We start from the raw sequence: 16,920 nt of genomic DNA on the forward strand, positions 1-16,920 counted from the left end.
CTCTCCCGCTTGCGGGAGAGGTCGCGCCGTAGGCGCGGGTGAGGGCTCTTTCCTCTAGGGGATTGTCCCAATGCGGAGACACCCTCTCCCCGACCCTCTCCCGCAAGCGGGAGAGGGAGCGCAGCCGAGCTACCCGATCGCAATCCCATTCCCGACCGTCCGGTTCAGGACCTGCGTCGACTTCTCGATGCGCTCGGCCGCCGCATTCAGCGCGTTCACCACGGCGGTCTGCGTCATCCGGGCGCGCTCGACGGCGGCGTTGCGGAAATCCCGGAGCTCGGTCAGCTCCTGCTCCATGGTGCGGACGCGGTTGCCGATATCGACCAGCTCGTCGCAGACGGTCAGCGCCGCCATCACGGTGAGGCGCGCATCGCCGATCTCGCCGAATTTTCCGCGCAGCGATTGAATGCGTGTTTCGAGGCTTTCGGCGAGCTTCAAGAGCCGCACCTCCTGGCCTTCCTCGCAGGCCATGCGGTATTGCCGGCCATTGATGGTGACGTTGATGTGGCTCATCCGTCCTCTCCGGTATCGAGCACCGAGCGTATCGTGACGATCGCGGAATCCAGCCGGTCGGAAATCTCGCGATTGGTGCGCTCGAGCTTGCGCGCCTTCACCAGCGCGCCGTCGAGCTCGTCGGCGAGCCGCGAACGATCCGCGCCAAGCGCCTGGATTCGCGCCGCAAGCTCGTTCTCGTCGCGATCGGCGTCGCGCCGCCGCTCCACCGCGCTTTCGAGCGCATCGAGCGCCGCCATGAGCCTGCGGGTCGCGATCTCGATCTCGACGGCGGAGGACTCCGTCATGGCAGAGCTGTTGGACACGCGATCGTTCATGCAGTCAGCGGCGGAACCTGTGGCCTCAACCCGGGAGCTTGCCGTCCGGCAAAAGACTCGGTTCGGCAAGCGGTTAGAAGCAGAAATTTACGTGGCAAGCTAGCCTTGCGCAACGCCGCCGCGAAACTATGCACCGATAAGCAGCTTTTCGCGCTGTGGCGCGTTTGATTGCCTTGGACTCCCGGAACCGAGGTGCTATCCCAGCCCCGACCCAGCGGCCGAAAGGCTCCCTCCACGCGGCCCGCACCACCCGCCAAGCGCCTCATTTCAGACGGATTTCAGACATGACGCAAGTCGACCACAACCGCATGGCCAACGCGATCCGTGGCCTTTCGATGGACGCTGTCGAAAAGGCGAAATCGGGCCATCCGGGCCTGCCGATGGGCGCCGCCGACATCGCCACCGTGCTGTTCACGCAGTTCCTGAAATTCGACATCGCTGCGACCGACTGGCCCGACCGCGACCGCTTCGTGCTCTCCGCAGGCCACGGCTCGATGCTGCTCTACTCGCTGCTGCACCTCCTCGGCAGCCCCGAGATGACGATCGACCAGCTCAAGAACTTCCGCCAATTGGGATCGCTGACCCCTGGCCATCCCGAGCACGGCCACACCAAGGGCATCGAGACCACCACCGGTCCGCTCGGCCAGGGCATCTCGACCGCGGTCGGCATGGCGCTCGCCGAGAAAATGCTCGCGGCCGAGTTCGGCAAGAAGATCGTCGACCACCACACCTATGTGCTGGCGTCCGACGGCGACCTGATGGAGGGCGTGTCGCAGGAGGCGATCGCGCTGGCCGGGCACTGGAAGCTCAACAAGCTGATCGTGCTCTACGATGACAACGGCATCTCGATCGACGGCCCGACCTCGATCTCCGATTCCGTCGACCAGGTGAAGCGCTTCAAGTCCGCAGGCTGGGCCGCCGAGAAGATCGACGGCCACGATCAGGCTGCGATCGCCGCCGCGATCACCCGCGCGCTGAAATCCAACAAGCCGACGCTGATCGCCTGCCGCACCACGATCGGCTTCGGCGCACCGCACAAGCAGGGCACCAACAAGGTGCACGGCGAGGCGCTCGGCGCCGACGAGCTGAAGGCCGCCAAGGAAAATCTCGGCATTTCGCTGGAGCCGTTCTCAGTGCCGGACGACGTGCTGAAGGCTTGGCGCGCAGCCGGCTCTCGTGGTGCCTCAGCGCGGCAGGAGTGGGAAGCGCGGCTCGGCGAGCTCGGCAGCCGCAAGCGCGCCGAGTTCGAGCGGCGGCTCCGTCACGAGCGGCCCGCGGCGCTGGCGAAGGCGTTCAAAGCCTACAAGAAGGAGCTGCTGGAAAAGCCGATGACAGCGGCGACCCGCAAATCCTCCGAAGCCGTGATCGAGGTGATCGCCGGCGCGATGCCGATGGAATTCCTCGCAGGCTCCGCCGACCTCACCGGCTCCAACAACAACAAGGCGAAGTCGGCGACTGCCTTCTCGGCCAAGACGCCGAAGGGCCGCTTCATCCATTACGGCATCCGCGAGCACGGCATGGCGGCGGCAATGAACGGCATCTTCCTGCACGGTGGCTTTGCGCCGAACGGGGCGACCTTCCTGGTGTTCACCGATTATGCGCGTCCGGCGATGCGCCTCGCCGCGTTGATGGGCGCCGGCGTCGTCTATGTGATGACGCACGACTCGATCGGCCTCGGCGAGGACGGCCCGACCCACCAGCCGGTGGAGCATCTCTCGGCGCTGCGCGCCATTCCGAACATGCGCGTGTTCCGCCCCTGCGATGCCATCGAGGTTGCCGAGTGCTGGGAGCTGGCGCTGAACCGTATCGACGGCCCGACCGTGCTGGCGCTGACGCGGCAGAACCTGCCGCAGCTCCGCACCAGCGTGAACGAGAATCCCTGCCAGTACGGCGCCTACGAGCTGGTGGCAGCCCAAGGCGAAGCCAAGGCCACGCTGTTCGCCTCCGGTTCCGAAGTCGAGATGGCTGTCGCCGCCCAGAAGCAGCTTGCCGAGCGCGGCATTCCGACACGGGTGGTTTCGGTGCCCTCGCTCGAGCTGTTGTTAGCGCAACCAAAGGAGCGCCGCGACGCCATCATCGGCAACGCGCCGGTGAAGGTCGCGATCGAGGCCGCGGTGCGCTGGGGCTGGGATGCCGTGATCGGCCAGGATGGCGAATTCGTGGGCATGCATTCCTTCGGCGCCAGTGCCCCGCTCAACAAGATCTTCCCGCATTTCGGCATTACCGCCGAGGCTGCGGTTAACGCTGTCCTGAAGCGCGTTTCCTGAGTGTTGAGCTTGCCAAAAAAAAGGACTACCTAGTCTCTCATATGATCAAGCACCGCCCGGCCGAACCGGGCGTCCGCCCCTAAAAAACCCTCGCAGGCGCGTTACAAGCGCGTTGTGCAGGGTGGCTAGGCGTTATCGAACCCGTCATTGAACGGTCACAAGGAGATGAAACATGGCAGTCCGCGTCGGCATTAACGGTTTTGGCCGCATCGGCCGTAACATCCTGCGGGCCATCGCCGAGTCCGGCCGCAAGGACATCGAGGTCGTCGGCATCAACGACCTCGGTCCGGTCGAGACCAACGCCCATCTCCTCCGCTTCGACAGCGTCCATGGCCGCTTCCCCGGCACCGTCACCGTCGATGGCGACTCGATCAGCCTCGGGGCTAACAAGATCAAGGTGACCGCCGAGCGCGATCCCTCGAAGCTGCCCTGGAAGGATCTCGGCGTCGACATCGCGATGGAGTGCACCGGCATCTTCACCTCGAAGGACAAGGCCTCGGCGCACCTCACCGCCGGCGCCAAGCGCGTGCTGGTGTCCGCGCCCGCCGACGGCGCCGACGCCACCATCGTCTATGGCGTCAACCACGAGACGCTGACCAAGGACCACATGGTGGTCTCGAACGGCTCCTGCACCACCAACTGTCTCGCACCGGTCGCCAAGGTGCTGAACGACCTCGTCGGCATCGAGACCGGCTTCATGACCACGATCCACGCCTACACCGGCGACCAGCCGACGCTGGACACGCTGCACAAGGATCTCTACCGCGGCCGCGCGGCGGCGATGTCGATGATCCCGACCTCGACCGGCGCCGCCAAGGCGATCGGCCTGGTGCTGCCCGAACTCAAGGGCAAGCTCGATGGCGTCGCGATCCGCGTGCCGACCCCGAACGTCTCGGTGGTCGACCTCAAGATCGTTGCCAAGCGCTCAACCAACGCCAAGGAAGTCAACGCGGCGATGAAGCGGGCCAGCGAGCAGCAGCTCAAGGGCATCCTCGGCTACACCACCGCGCCGAACGTCTCGATCGACTTCAACCACGACCCGCACTCCTCGACCTTCCACGAGGACCAGACCAAGGTGCAGAACGGCACGCTGGTGCGCGTGATGTCCTGGTACGACAACGAGTGGGGCTTCTCGAACCGCATGGCCGACACCGCTGTCGCGATGTCGAAGGTGATCTAACGCCGCTCTCGTGTCCCGGACGCGATGCAGCGTGAAACGCTGCGTCGCAGAGCCGGGACCCATTTCACAGCGGGACTCGCAGCAACATGGGTCCCGGTTCTGCGCAGCGGCGCTTTGCGCCGCTAGCAGCGCCCGGGACAAGGAAGCGTCCGATGACCAACAAATTCCGCACCCTCGACGACGTCGACGTGAAGGGCAAACGCGTGCTGCTGCGCGTCGATCTCAACGTGCCCATGGACAATGGCCGCGTCAGCGACGCGACCCGGCTCGAGCGCGTCGCGCCGACCATCACCGAAATCTCCGACAAGGGCGGCAAGGTCATCCTGCTCGCGCATTTCGGCCGACCCAAGGGCCGCGATGCCAAGGACTCGCTGAAGCCGGTGGCGGAAGCCCTGGCGAAGGTCGTGAACAAGCCCGTCGCCTTTGCCGATGACTGCATCGGCGAGCCCGCGGCCAAGGCCGTGGCTGCGCTGAAGGACGGCGACATCCTGTGCCTGGAAAACACCCGCTTCCACAAAGAGGAAGAGAAGAACGATCCGGCCTTCGTCGCGGAGCTTGCCAAGCTCGGCGACATCTGGGTCAGCGACGCCTTCTCGGCCGCGCACCGCGCCCACGCCTCGACCGAAGGGCTCGGCCACAAATTGCCGGCCTATGCCGGCCGCACCATGCAGGCCGAGCTCGACGCACTGGAGAAGGCGCTGGGCTCGCCGACCAAGCCGGTCATCGCCATCATCGGCGGCGCCAAGGTCTCGACCAAGATCGACCTGCTGGAAAACCTCGTCACCAAGGTCGATGCGCTGGTGATCGGCGGCGGCATGGCCAACACCTTCCTGCACGCCCAGGGCGTCGCGGTCGGCAAGTCGCTGGCCGAAAAAGATCTCGCACCGACCGCGCTGCGCATCATGGAGAAGGCGGAAGCCGCCAATTGCGCGATCATCCTCCCCGTCGATGCCACCGTCGCCTACCACTTCGCGGCCAACGCGCCCTCGCACGCCTACGGGCTCGATGCGATTCCCGCCGACGGCATGATCCTCGACGTCGGCCCGCAATCGATCGCGCGCGTTCACGCCGCCATCGACGATGCGGCGACGCTGGTCTGGAACGGACCGCTCGGGGCCTTCGAGATGCAGCCGTTCGACCGCGGCACCGTGGCGGCGGCCAAGCATGCGGCGGAACGCACCAAGGCGAAGAAGCTAATCTCGATCGCGGGCGGCGGCGACACCGTCGCGGCCCTCAACCAGGCACAGGTGGCCGGTCAATTCACTTACGTCTCGACGGCCGGTGGCGCATTTCTTGAATGGATGGAAGGCAAGCCCCTGCCCGGCGTCGAAGTGCTTCGGACCAAGTAATTCATCGGCGAACAGCTAGCGGCCCCAAGGGCCAAACGGGAGAAAAACACAGATGGCTCGGATCACGTTGCGTCAATTGCTCGACCATGCGGCTGAGAACGATTACGGCGTACCGGCCTTCAACATCAACAACATGGAGCAGGCGCTGGCGATCATGGACGCGGCCAACCAGGTCGACGCGCCCGTCATCATCCAGGCCTCGCGCGGCGCCCGCTCCTACGCCAACGACATCATGCTCAAGCACATGATGGACGCGGTGACCGAGATCTATCCGCACATCCCGGTCTGCGTGCATCTCGACCACGGCAACGAGGCCGCGACCTGCATGACCGCGATCCAGGCCGGCTTCACCTCGGTCATGATGGACGGCTCGCTCAAGGCCGACGGCAAGAGCCCGGCCGACTGGGCCTACAATGTCGGCGTCACCAAGACCGTGACCGACATGGCCCATCTCGGCGGCATCTCGGTCGAGGGCGAGCTTGGCGTGCTCGGCTCGCTCGAAACAGGTATGGGCGACAAGGAAGACGGCCACGGCGCCGAAGGCAAGCTTTCCCACGACCAGCTCCTGACCAATCCGGACGAGGCCGTCAAGTTCGTGCAGGAGACCAAGGTCGACGCGCTCGCCATCGCGATGGGCACCTCTCACGGCGCTTACAAATTTACCCGCAAGCCCGATGGCGACATCCTCGCCATGAACGTGATCGAGGAGATCCACCGCAAGCTGCCGAACACGCATCTGGTCATGCACGGCTCCTCCTCGGTGCCGCAGGATTTGCAGGACATCATCAACGAGTACGGCGGCAAGATGAAGCCGACCTGGGGCGTGCCCGTCGCCGAGATCCAGCGCGGCATCAAGCACGGCGTGCGCAAGATCAACATCGACACCGACAACCGCATGGCCATGACCGGCCAGATCCGCAAGGTGTTCAAGGAGCACCCGGAAGAGTTCGACCCGCGCAAGTACCTGAAGCCGGCAATGGAAGCGATGACCAAGCTGTGCAAGCAGCGGCTCCAGGAGTTCAATACCGCCGGGCAGGCCTCCAAGATCAAGAAGGTCCTGACCACCGCCGAGATGGCCAAGCGCTACGCCAAGGGCGAGCTGGATCCCCGCGTCGCGTAAGCGATCGCGTGGTGGCGTAAGGCGAGCACGCTCTATCGTCTCCCTCGCCCCGCTCTTCGCGGGGAGAGGGCGGGGTGAGGGGCTCTCTCCGCGAGCCGTGCCCTCTCGATAGACCTGTACCCCCTCACCCGGATTTCACGCTACGCGTAAAAATCCGACCTCTCCCCGCAAGCGGGGCGAGGTAAAGGGGCGCCCAGCCCTCCAACCATTTTACCCGGCGACCTCCCTCCCCTGCCCCTGCGACCAACGTTAACTCGGCAATTGCCCGAGAACGGTCTATTTTCACGGGCAAGGGCAGAATCGTTTTGGGAGGACCTCTCGATGAATCTGACTGAGCTCAACAAAATCGCGACTGCCATGGTTGCGCCCGGCAAGGGCATCCTTGCCGCCGACGAATCCTCGGGCACCATCAAGAAGCGCTTCGACGCGATCGGCGTGGAATCGACGGAAGCCAATCGCCGCGACTATCGCGAGATGCTGTTCCGCTCCAAGGAGGCGATGAACCAGTACATCTCCGGCGTGATCCTCTATGACGAGACGATCTGGCAGGATGCCAAGGACGGCACGCCGCTGGTCAAGCTGATCGAACAAAGCGGCGCCATTCCCGGCATCAAGGTCGACGAGGGCACGCAAGCCCTGCCGATGTGCCCGGGTGAAACAGTCACCGTCGGACTCGACAAGCTCGCCGAGCGGCTGAAGAAATATTATGAGCGCGGCGCGCGTTTTGCCAAATGGCGCGCGGTGATCGATATCGGCCACGGCATTCCCTCGATGACCGCAATCGGCGTCAACGCCCATGCGCTGGCGCGCTATGCCGCGCTGTGCCAGGCCGCGCAGATCGTGCCGATCGTCGAGCCGGAGGTGCTGATGGACGGCGACCACGACATCGACCGCTGCTATGAGGTGACGAGCCGCGTGCTGAACAAGACGTTCCAGGAATTGCGCGTCCAGCGCGTCGCGCTCGAAGGCATGGTGCTGAAGCCGAACATGGCGATCCCTGGCAAGAAGTCACCGAAGCAGGCCTCGGTCGAGGAGGTCGCGGAGAAGACGATCCGGCTGCTGAAGGCCTGCGTGCCGGCGGCGGTGCCCGGCATCGCCTTCCTGTCCGGCGGCCAGTCCGACGAGGAGGCGACCGCGCATCTCAATGCCATGCACAAGCTCGGCCCGCTGCCCTGGGGCCTGACCTTCTCCTATGGCCGGGCGCTGCAGGCGGCGCCGCAGAAGGCCTGGTCCGGCAGGCCTGAGAATGTCGCCGCGGGTCAAGCCGCATTCAGTCATCGCGCCCGCATGAACGGCCTCGCTTCCAGGGGCGAATGGCAAAGCAGCCTGGAAAAGAAGGCAGCCTAGATCTTGTCGAACAAACCGCCTCCGCCGCGCCCGGCGCCGCGTCTTTATCTCGCGACGCCCATCGTCGATGATCCCGCAGCGCTTGTCGCCGAGCTGCCGGCGCTGCTCGCTGCCGCCGACGTCGCGGCCGTGCTGCTGCGGCTGAAGGAAACCGACCAGCGCAGCATGATCACGCGCGTCAAGGCGCTGGCGCCACCAGTGCAGAAGGCGGGCGCCGCGCTGCTGGTCGACGGCCATCCCGACATCGTCGCGCGCGGCGGCGCCGACGGCGCACACCTGCCCGGCATCGCCGCGCTGAAAGAGGCGCTGCCCTCGCTCAAGCCGGATCGCATCGCCGGCGTCGGCGGACTAACGACGCGGCACCATTCCATGGATGCGGGCGAGATCGGCGCGGACTACGTACTGTTCGGCGAGCCCGACGCGAAGGGCCAGCGGCCGTCGTCGCAGGCGATCGCGGAGCGGCTGGACTGGTGGGCCGAGCTGTTCGAGCCGCCCTGCGTCGGCTTTGCGACCTCGCTGGAAGAGGCCCACGACTTTGCCGCGAGCGGCGCCGATTTCGTGTTGGTCGGCGACTTCATCTGGGCCGATCCGCGCGGGCCCAAGGCCGCGCTGATCGATGCGGATGCCGCGATCAAGAAGGGTTTTGCAGCCGCGCCTGCGGGCCAGGAGCACGGCTAGCCCCCGACATGAAGCTTCCGCGCATCACCATTTTGGCTACGCTGCTGCTCGCGACTCCCGCGGCCGCGCAGCTCCAGATCACGCCGCCGGCGGCAACGCCGCCGCCTGCGGCCGAGAAACCCAAGCCCAAGCCGACGCCTCCGCCTGCCAAGAAAAAGGAAGCCGCGCCAGCGCCAAAACCGTCGGCCTCGCCGAAACCCACAGCCTCGCCCAAACCGGCGCTGCCCGCGACCGTGATCCCCGCGCCTGAACCGGACACGCCCGGCGTCGACCTGGTGTTCGGCGCCTATCAGCGCGGCCAGTACAAGACCGCGTTCGACCTTGCCAAGACCCGTGCCGCGAACGGCGATCCCAAGGCGATGACCATGCTGGGCGAGCTCTATTCCAACGCCATGGGCATCCGCCGCGACTACGCCAAGGCGCTGGAATGGTACAAGCGCGCGTCCGAGGCCGGCGACCGCGAGGCGATGTTCGCGCTCGCGATGCTGCGGATGTCCGGCCGCGGCGGCCCGGTCGACAAGGGTGAAGCGGTCAAGCTGATGGCCTCCGCGGCCAAGCTCGGCGAGCCCAAGGCGGCCTATAATCTGGCGCTGCTTTATCTCGACGGTCAGACTCTGCCGCAGGACGTCAAGCGCGCCGCCGAGCTGCTGCGCCAGGCCTCCGATGCCGGCCTGCCCGAAGCGCAATATGCGCTCGCGACCTTCTACAAGGAAGGCACCGGCGTGCCGAAGGACCCGGCCATGGCCGCGCGGCTGCTCCAGGCGGCCTCGCTCGCCGACAATGTCGATGCCGAGGTCGAATATGCCATCGCGCTGTTCAACGGCACCGGCACGCCGAAGAACCAGCCGGCCGCCGTCGCGTTGCTCCGCAAGGCGGCCCGCCAGGGCAGCGCCATCGCGCAGAACCGGCTGGCCTGGGTGCTGATCAACGGCATGGGCACGTCCGTGGACAAGGTCGAGGGTTTCAAATGGCACCTGGTGGCCAAGACATCAGGCAAGGGCGATCCGGAGCTCGACAAGCAATTCTCCGACCTGCCCGCCGAGGACCGCTCCAAGGCCGAAGCCGGCGCCAAAAAGTGGCTCGGGACCAAATGACTTGACCTTGAGCCCCTCGCAGGGCACCCAATTCCTTCAAATGGCGCGGTTTTGCGCCCCTTCCCCCGATCAAGACCAGAGCTCATGCTGTATTCCGCAACTATCAACGTCATGGTCAAGGCCGCGCGCCGCGCCGGCCGCAGCCTCAAGCGCGATCTCGGCGAGATCGAGCATCTGCAGGTCTCGCTGAAGGGGCCGGCCAATTTCGTCTCGCTCGCCGACAAGCGCGCCGAGGAGATTTTGTACCAGGACCTCGCCAAGGCCCGGCCTGGCTACGGCTTCATCGGCGAGGAAGGCGGCACCCGCGAAGGCAGCGACAAGAGCCACACCTGGATCGTCGATCCGCTCGACGGCACCACCAACTTCCTGCACGGCATCCCGCAATTCGCGATCTCGATCGGCCTCGTGCGCGAGGGCACGGTGATCGCTGGCGTGATCTACAACCCCGCCAATGACGAGCTCTACATTGCAGAGCGCGGCAAGGGCGCCTTCCTCAACGACCAGCGCCTGCGCGTCGCCGGCCGCCGCCAGCTCAACGAATGCGTGGTGGCCTGCGGCCTGCCCCATATCGGCCGCGGCGACCACGAGGAATTCCGCCGCGAGATGACCGCAATCCAGGACCGCGTCGCCGGCCTCCGCCGCTTCGGCGCCGCCTCGCTCGATCTGGCCTTTGTCGCGGCGGGGCGGCTGGATGGCTATTGGGAGCGGAATTTGCAGTCGTGGGATATTGCCGCCGGTATGCTGATGGTGCGCGAGGCCGGTGGGACGGTGAGCGATATTGCGACGCCGGGGGATGCGCTGGTGACCGGGAATGTCGTGTGCGGGAATGAGTACGTGCACGGGGAGTTGGTGAAGATTTTGAGGAAGCCCGCGACTTAACCTCTCCCCGCTCTTCCGCGGGGAGAGGTCGGATGGCATCTGGCGATGCGAAGCATCGTCCAGTGCAATCCGGGTGAGGGCAAGGCAGGACGTCAGCCGGGGCCGACAGTCGATCCGGCGCACAGGACCGTGGCGCGGGCGCTCTGAGCGCAACATGAAAAGCGAGTTTGCGGAAACAGCCCCTCACCCCACCCTCTCCCCGTAAGAACGGGGCGAGGGAGTGAGACGGCGTGCGTCCCTTACCGGTCTGTTGCCTTGCACTTGATCGACGGCAGCTTGACCCGCAGCGATCAAGCGTCGTCTTCGTCGCCTTCCTCGTCGCGATATTCGCCGCCGAGCGTGAGGCCTTCGATCGTCGTCGCGCCTTTCTGCTTGATGACACGGCGGAGCGGGACCGCGCTCTCGTTTCGCAATGCTTCCATCAGCTGTTCCGAATGGGTGACGATCCAGATGTCGGCGCGGCTCGAGGCCCTGGCGATGAGGCGGGCCAATGGCGCCAGCAGCGAGGGATGCAGGCTGGTCTCGGGCTCGTTCAGCGCGATGAACGGGGGCAGCCGATAGCCCATGAACACGGCGAGCAGGCAGATGTATTTCAGCGTCCCATCGGAGAGTTCATGAGCCCTGAATGGCCGCGGCATGTCTTCCAGCTGCAGGTCGAATTCGCACAGGCCGCCCTGCTCCCATGCGCGGAGCTCGGCGCCGGGGAACGCATCCTGGATTGCATCCTGCAGGTCGGTCGCATCTCCCCTGATGGTATAGAGCGTCGCCAGCGCCGCAGCCAGATCGCTGCCATCGGCACTGAGCGAGGGCGTCGTGATCGCCAGACACGGCTTTCGAATCGCTGACGCCGGATCGGTGCGGAAGTCGTGGTAGAACCGCCATCCGAGCATTGCGTTTCGGACCAGGTCGATCTCGGGACATGACTTGCCGTCGTAGAATCCCGCGAGCGCGGTCTCGGACGGCAGCACCGCATCCTTGTGGCTGCTCCATGTGCCGCTGTCGTCGCGGACGTTGACGAGCGAATTCTTCCGCTCCATCAGCACAACCGTTCGCTTGCCCTGCGTCGCCTGGATGCTTTCTTCCTTGATCATCGGTTCACCGGCAAACGCCGCCGCAACCGGGCTGGGAAATCCGATCTCGATGGAATATTTGAGGCGGTCGAATCTGGCCGATAAGCGCAGTCGCCCATCCTCGCCGCGTTTGCGGATGCCTGACCAGCAGACCGAATCCAATCCGCCTTCGTCAGCGATCGTGCGCGTGATCCGCCCCGTCGCCGCGTCGCGCAAAAGCGACAAGGATTTGTAAAGATTGGACTTGCCGACACCATTCTCGCCGATGAACACGGACAGGGGATGGATGGGGATGGAGAGCCGCCGGATGGAGCGATAATTCGAGATCCCAATGTCGGTCGGACGCATCACATGCTCTCAATCGGCAGGCTGTGTGCGTTCGCCGTGCAGTGCGTACACACTCCTTCAATCCAGGCGTGTAGTCTGGATCGACGCTCACGCGAAAGCAAGCCGGACCGAGCCGACGTTCAGTGGCCGGCTCGTGCCGGCGCCGGCGGTCCATACGCCTCGCCGTCCTTCGCTGCCTTCGGCTCCCGATCGCCCGCCAGCACGCGCTGCACCGAGACGAAGAACACCGGCACCATCAAGAGCGCGAGGATCACGACCGCGATCATGCCGCCCATCACGACGCTGCCGAGCGCCTGCTGGCTGGCGCCGCCGGCGCCGTGGGCGATGGCCATGGGGAGCACGCCGCAGATGAAGGCAAGGCCGGTCATCAGGATCGGGCGGAAGCGCAGGCGGCAGGCTTCGATGGTGGCTTCCACCAGCGGCTTGCCCTCTTTGCGCAAATCCTTGGCGAATTCGATGATCAGGATCGCGTCCTTGGCGGCGAGGCCGATGATGGTGATGAGGCCGACGGTGAAATAGACGTCGTTGGGCAGGCCGCGCAGCATCGCCGCGATCACGGCGCCGACGATGCCGAGCGGCACGGTGAGCAGCACTGCCAGCGGAATGGTCCAGCTCTCGTAGAGTGCGGCGAGACACAGGAATACCACGAAGATCGAGAGCGCGAGCAGGAACGGCGCCTGCGAGCCCGACAGTTTTTCCTGCAGCGACTGGCCGGTCCATTCATAGCCGAAGCCGCGCGGCAGTTTTCCTGCTAGCCGTTCCATTTCCGCGATGGCATCGCCCGAGGTGAAGCCGGGCTTGGCTTCGCCGGAGATGCGCACCGCCGGATAATAGTTGAAGCCGGCGATTTGTGTGGGGCCGCGAGCCCATTCGACCGTGGCGAAGGACGAGAACGGCACCAGCTGGCCGCGGCTGTTCTTGACGTTGTAATTGAGAATGTCCTCGGTCCGCATGCGATCTCTCGCATCGGCCTGCACCACGACGCGCTGCATGCGGCCGCGGTTCGGGAAGTCGTTGATGTAGTTCGAGCCGAGATTGGTCGAGATCGTGTTGTTGATGTCCTCGAAGGTGACGCCGAAGGCGCCGGCCTTCTCGCGGTCGATCACGAGATTGACCACGCCCGCTTCGGGCAGGCCTTCGACATAGACCTTCTGCAGCACCGGGCTCGCATTGGCTTCCGCGATCAGCTGGTCGGCGGCACGCATCAGGGCGGGATAGCCCTTCTGGCCGCGGTCCTGGAGGCGGAACGAGAAGCCGGAAGAATTGCCGAGATTGTCGATCGGCGGCGGCTGCAGCGCGGAGATTTTTGCGTCGCGGATCGAGGCGCCGAGATCGCGGTTGATGTCGTTGACGATCGCGGCGGCGGAATCCTGCGGCCCGCGCTCGGACCAGTCCTTCAGCGTGATGAAGGCCTGCGCGGTGTTCATGCCCTGGCCGGAGAAGCTGAAGCCGGTGAGGAAGGTGACGTTGTCGACACCCGGCCGCTGCGCCAGATATTTTTCCACCTTCTCGATCACGGCCTCGGTGCGGCCGTAGGACGAATCCGAAGGCGTCTGCACGTCGGTGGTGACAAAGCCCTGGTCATCGACGGGTAAGAAGCCGCCGGGCAGGTTGATGAAGGCCCAGGACAGACCAGCCAGCAGCGCAACATAGACCAGCATCAGGCGGCCGGTGCGCTTCAGCGAGAAGCCGACGGTGCTTTCGTAGCGAAGCCGGCACGCTTCGAGCCAATGATTGAAGCGGCGGAACACGACATTGGTCGAGTGGCCGTGCCCCTTGGCAATCGGCTTGAGCAAGGTCGCGCACAACGCCGGCGTCAGCGACAGTGCGAGGAAGGCGGAGAAGCCGATCGCGGCCACCATCGTCACCGAGAACTGCCGGTAGATGATGCCGACCGAGCCCGGGAAGAACGCCATCGGCACGAACACCGCCATCAGCACCAGCGTGATGCCGATGATGGCGCCGGTGATCTGCGACATTGCCTTGCGCGTCGCCTCCTTCGGCGGCAGACCTTCCTCGGCCATGATGCGTTCGACGTTCTCGACCACGACGATGGCGTCGTCGACCAGGATGCCGACCGCGAGCACCATGCCGAACATCGAGAGCATGTTGATGGAATAGCCGGCGAGCAGCAGAACGGTACACGCGCCCAGCAGCGCCACCGGCACCACGATGGTCGGGATGATGGTATAGCGGATGTTCTGCAGGAACAGGAACATTACCACGAACACCAGCACCACGGCTTCGAGCAGCGTCGTCAGCACCTTCTTGATCGAGGCCTCGACCACGGGCGTGATGTTGTAAGGGATCTCGTAGGAGATGTTCGCGGGGAAGAAGCGCGACAGCTCCTTCATCTTCTCCTCGACCGCGCTCGCAGTCGCCAGCGCATTGCCGGTCGGCGACATCAGCACGGACAGACCGGCGGTCGGCTTGCCGTCGAGACGGGTATTGAACTGGTAGCTGAGGCCGCCGACCTCGATGCGCGCAACGTCGCGCAGGCGGACGGTGGAACCATCGGCATTGGCGCGCAGGATGATCGCGCCGAATTCATCCGGCGAAGAGAGCTGGCCTTTCACCAGCACCAGCGCCGACGTGCGCTGGCTCGAGGTCGACGGCTCGGCGCCGATGCTGCCGGACGCGACCTGCGCGTTCTGCGCGGCGATGGCCTTGTTGACGTCGTCGGCGGTCAGCCCGTAGCCGACGAGTTTTGCGGGATCCACCCAGACGCGCAGCGAGCGCTCGGTCGAATAGAGCGTGGCGCGGCCGACGCCGGGGATGCGGCGAATCTCGCCGAGCACGTTGCGGATCATGAAGTCGCCGAGGCCGACCTCGTCGAGGCTGCCGTCGGTCGAGTTCAGCGTGATGATCTGGAGCACCGCGCTCGAGGCTTCCTCGATCAAAATGCCCTGCTGGATCACCGCGCGCGGCAGGCGCGCTTCGACGCGCTTGATACGGTTCTGCACCTCGACGGAAGCCGCGCTGGTGTCGGTGCCCGGCTGGAAGTTGGCGATAATCTCGACCTGGCCGAGCGAGTCGCTGGTCGATTCGAAATTGAGGATGCCGGAGGCGCCGTTGAGCTCTTCCTCGATCAGCCGCGTGACGCTGTTGTAGAGGTTTTCCGGCGAGGCGCCGGGATAGCTGGTCGAGATCGAGATCGAGGGCGGCGCGATGATCGGATATTGCGCGATCGGCAGCAGCGGCACCGCGATCGCGCCGATCAGACAGATGAACAGCGCGACCACCCAGGCGAAGATCGGCCTGTCGATGAAGAAGCTCGGCATGTGCCGTTTTACCCTCGTTGTTCCGTTCGGTCTCGATGAGGTCCACCTCTCCCCAGCGGGGAGAGGTCGGATTGCAACTGGCGATGCGAAGCATCGTCCAGTGCAAGCCGGGTGAGGGGCCGCAGCGCCCAGTGAAACTGTAACCCCTCACCCGGATCGCATCTCCGATGCGATCCGACCTCTCCCTTCGGGAGAGGTGTTCCGGGCGGCATGGCGCGTTACCGCGTGACCTTGAGGGCGTGCCTGTTGTCGGCGCTCGCCTCGGCCTCGGACCAGGATTGCGGCTTGACCTTGTCGCCGGCGGCGAACTTCTGAAAACCTTCGACCACGACCTTGTCGCCGGCTTTCAAGCCCTCGGTGACGAACCAGACGCCGTCCTGCACCGAGCCGGTGCGCACCGGCTGCACCGCGACGCGGTTATCGTCCTTGACGACGAACACCTCGCTGCCGCCGCCGCCATTGCGCTGGATCGCCTGCTGCGGGACTGCGATGGCATCGCTGTCGAGCCCCTGGTCGATGCGGACGCGGACATACATGCCGGGCAAGAGCTCGCGCTTGGGATTGCGGAACTCGCCGCGCAAGGTCACCTGGCCGGTATGGGCGTCGACCTTGGCGTCGGAGAACAGCAGCTTGCCGTCGAGCGAATAAAGCGTGTTGTCGTCGAGCACGAGGCGCACCTTGGCGGCATCGGCTGCGATGCGGTCGAGGTCGCCGCTCTCGAAGGCGCGGCGGAGCTGGTTGAGCTCGGTCACCGACTGGGTGAAGTCGGCATAGATCGGATCGAGCTGCTGAATGGTGGCGAGATTGGTCTCGTTCTGCACCGCGAGCGCACCTTCACTGACGAGCGCGGCACCAACGACGCCGTCGATCGGCGCGCGCACGGTGGCATAATCGAGATTGAGCTTGGCGCGCGCGAGCTCGGCCTTGCGGCCCTCGACCTCGGCCTGGGCCTGGCGCTCGGCGGCGACGGCCTTCTCATTCTCGGCTTCGGGCGCCGCGCGCTGGCTGGTCAGCGTGGCGATGCGATGCGCCTGCTGCTTGGCCTGCATCAAGGCCGCCTCCGCCTTGGCGAGCGCGGCCTCGTTCGCCATCACCTCGACCTCGAACGGACGCGGATCGATCCGATAGAGCGGATCGCCGGCCTTCACCTCGCTGCCCTGTCGGAACAGGCGTTCGACCACGATGCCGGAGACGCGCGGCCGCACATCGGACATGCGCGTCGGCGAAATGCGGCCCGGCAGCTCCCGCACGACCGCGCGAGCTTGCGGCTTTACGACGACGATGCTGACGTCAGGATCGGCTGGCTGGGCAGCGGAGACGGCAGAGACGGATTCGTCGCAGGCGCCGAGCAGCGGCGTAAAGGCCGCGAGCATCATTGCAACGCATGCCGTTCGCGCGCGAAGTCCTGACATGAAGTTAAGTGCCCCGATGTTGTTGAAACTGATCACATGACGCGCAGGGCCCGTTCTGGGCGATT

Annotated in this window: 13 protein-coding genes; 8 read left to right on the plus strand and 5 right to left on the minus strand. The window is 65.3% G+C overall.

Annotation, left to right across the window (positions count from 1 at the left end):
* Nucleotides 1-129: 129 nt before the first annotated feature.
* Together HYH08_RS07035 and HYH08_RS07040 are read right to left on the minus strand one after the other, a co-directional pair.
* Nucleotides 130-513 carry a cell division protein ZapA gene (locus tag HYH08_RS07035; protein ID WP_220009040.1) on the minus strand — a complete coding sequence of 128 codons (384 nt, stop codon included), beginning with the start codon at nucleotides 511-513 and terminating at the stop codon, nucleotides 130-132.
* The gene (locus HYH08_RS07040) at nucleotides 510-830 is read right to left on the minus strand and encodes a DUF4164 domain-containing protein (protein WP_020608063.1); all 321 of its coding nucleotides are present in this window, start codon (nucleotides 828-830) and stop codon (nucleotides 510-512) included. Before HYH08_RS07040 ends, HYH08_RS07035 begins: the two co-directional genes overlap by 4 nt.
* A 284-nt stretch (nucleotides 831-1,114) precedes the next feature.
* On the opposite strand from HYH08_RS07040, the gene tkt reads away from it, so the two are divergent.
* From tkt to HYH08_RS07080, 8 genes are all read left to right on the plus strand, one after another.
* On the plus strand, nucleotides 1,115-3,097 hold the full coding sequence (gene tkt, locus HYH08_RS07045; RefSeq protein ID WP_220009041.1) for a transketolase: 1,983 nt from the start codon (nucleotides 1,115-1,117) through the stop codon (nucleotides 3,095-3,097).
* Between the two features lie 172 nt (nucleotides 3,098-3,269).
* Complete coding sequence (gene gap / locus HYH08_RS07050; protein WP_220009042.1) at nucleotides 3,270-4,277, plus strand: type I glyceraldehyde-3-phosphate dehydrogenase; 1,008 nt, start codon at nucleotides 3,270-3,272, stop codon at nucleotides 4,275-4,277.
* Between the two features lie 152 nt (nucleotides 4,278-4,429).
* Nucleotides 4,430-5,626 carry a phosphoglycerate kinase gene (locus HYH08_RS07055; RefSeq protein WP_220009043.1) on the plus strand — a complete coding sequence of 399 codons (1,197 nt, stop codon included), beginning with the start codon at nucleotides 4,430-4,432 and terminating at the stop codon, nucleotides 5,624-5,626.
* Between the two features lie 52 nt (nucleotides 5,627-5,678).
* Nucleotides 5,679-6,746, plus strand: coding sequence for a class II fructose-bisphosphate aldolase (fba, locus tag HYH08_RS07060; RefSeq protein WP_220009044.1), 1,068 nt, complete (start codon nucleotides 5,679-5,681; stop codon nucleotides 6,744-6,746).
* Nucleotides 6,747-7,067: 321 nt separating this feature from the next.
* Nucleotides 7,068-8,093, plus strand: a complete 1,026-nt coding sequence (locus HYH08_RS07065; RefSeq protein WP_220009045.1) for a class I fructose-bisphosphate aldolase — start codon at nucleotides 7,068-7,070, stop codon at nucleotides 8,091-8,093.
* 3 nt (nucleotides 8,094-8,096) lie between these two features.
* Nucleotides 8,097-8,771 (plus strand): thiamine phosphate synthase, encoded by a 675-nt coding sequence (locus tag HYH08_RS07070; protein WP_220009046.1) that lies wholly within the window; start codon nucleotides 8,097-8,099, stop codon nucleotides 8,769-8,771.
* Between the two features lie 8 nt (nucleotides 8,772-8,779).
* Complete coding sequence (locus tag HYH08_RS07075) at nucleotides 8,780-9,865, plus strand: tetratricopeptide repeat protein (protein WP_220009047.1); 1,086 nt, start codon at nucleotides 8,780-8,782, stop codon at nucleotides 9,863-9,865.
* Between the two features lie 84 nt (nucleotides 9,866-9,949).
* Nucleotides 9,950-10,744, plus strand: a complete 795-nt coding sequence (locus HYH08_RS07080; protein ID WP_220009048.1) for an inositol monophosphatase family protein — start codon at nucleotides 9,950-9,952, stop codon at nucleotides 10,742-10,744.
* Nucleotides 10,745-11,034: 290 nt separating this feature from the next.
* On the opposite strand, the gene HYH08_RS07085 is transcribed toward HYH08_RS07080, so the two are convergent.
* The 3 genes from HYH08_RS07085 to HYH08_RS07095 all read right to left on the minus strand — a co-directional run bounded on the left by HYH08_RS07085 (nucleotide 11,035) and on the right by HYH08_RS07095 (nucleotide 16,855).
* Nucleotides 11,035-12,162 (minus strand): AAA family ATPase, encoded by a 1,128-nt coding sequence (locus tag HYH08_RS07085; RefSeq protein ID WP_220009049.1) that lies wholly within the window; start codon nucleotides 12,160-12,162, stop codon nucleotides 11,035-11,037.
* Between the two features lie 119 nt (nucleotides 12,163-12,281).
* The gene (locus HYH08_RS07090; protein ID WP_220009050.1) at nucleotides 12,282-15,443 is read right to left on the minus strand and encodes a multidrug efflux RND transporter permease subunit; all 3,162 of its coding nucleotides are present in this window, start codon (nucleotides 15,441-15,443) and stop codon (nucleotides 12,282-12,284) included.
* Between the two features lie 218 nt (nucleotides 15,444-15,661).
* Nucleotides 15,662-16,855 carry an efflux RND transporter periplasmic adaptor subunit gene (locus HYH08_RS07095; RefSeq protein WP_220009051.1) on the minus strand — a complete coding sequence of 398 codons (1,194 nt, stop codon included), beginning with the start codon at nucleotides 16,853-16,855 and terminating at the stop codon, nucleotides 15,662-15,664.
* Nucleotides 16,856-16,920: the final 65 nt, after the last annotated feature.

Source organism: Bradyrhizobium sp. BR 10289 (assembly GCF_019455385.1).
Taxonomy (GTDB): Bacteria; Pseudomonadota; Alphaproteobacteria; order Rhizobiales; family Xanthobacteraceae; genus Bradyrhizobium.